This is a genomic window from Rhizobacter sp. P2_H2, from assembly GCF_056403375.1.
Genome location: NZ_JBFUFP010001616.1, coordinates 1 through 827, shown reverse-complemented (window position 1 = coordinate 827; position 827 = coordinate 1). Strand labels below are relative to the sequence as shown.

The window sequence follows — 827 nt, the reverse complement described above, 5'->3', positions numbered from 1 at the left end:
CGGCGCCGTCGCCGCTCAGCCGCACGCCGTCGTAGGCGAGCCAGTCGGCGCCTTCGGTGGYGCGGCGCGTCGCGACCTGGCCGGCCTCGGTGCAGCCGTAGATCTCGACCAGCGGCGCCTGCCACGCGGCCTCGGCCCGCGCGGCCATCTGCGGCGACAGCGGCGCGGTGGCCGACAGCACCAGGTCGAGCGGCGGCAGCGCGACGCCGGCATCGAGCAGCGTCTTCAGGTGGAACGGCGTGCTGACGAGCACGCGCGGCCGCGGCAGCTGCGCCAGCACCTCGGCGATGTCGGCCGGCAGCAGCGGCTTCTCGGCGGCGAACGACGCACCGCCCAGCATCGCGAGCAGCACCGTCGATTCGAAGCCGTACATGTGGTGCGGCGGCACGGTGCCCAGCRGGCTGACGCCGGCCAGGCTGTCGCGGCCCAGGTGGTGGGCGATGCGCGCGGCCTCGGCGCGGATGTTCTCGACCAGCAGGTCCCAGCRCTTGGCGTGCTGCGTCGGCTGGCCGGTGGRGCCGGAGGTCAGCACCTGCGCGACGATGGTGCCGGGGGCGAAGTGCGGCGTGTCGGTGACGGTGTCGGCGCGGCCCGGTGCGATGTCATCGAAGCTCAGCGAGGGCAGGGCGTGCGGTCCGGCACCGGCTTCGAGCAGGCCGTGCGTGCGCGGGAACAGGCCGAGCAGCCGCGCCACCATGTCCGGCGTGTGGTTCGGAGGCATCAGGTTGACGCGGCCGCGCAGCATCGCCGCGCCGAGCGACAACGCGAAGCGGTAGCGGTCGTTGCAGACGGCGAGCAGGGCGTCGCCGTCGGGCAGGTGGCCGGCC

At 75.0% G+C, this 827-nt stretch carries 1 protein-coding gene; it reads right to left on the bottom strand.

Translation table 11 applies throughout. The annotated features are described in order from the left end of the window. Positions 1 to 827 (bottom strand): AMP-binding protein (locus tag AC1D15_RS35125; protein WP_477829719.1); only part of this gene is annotated, 827 nt, incomplete at both ends.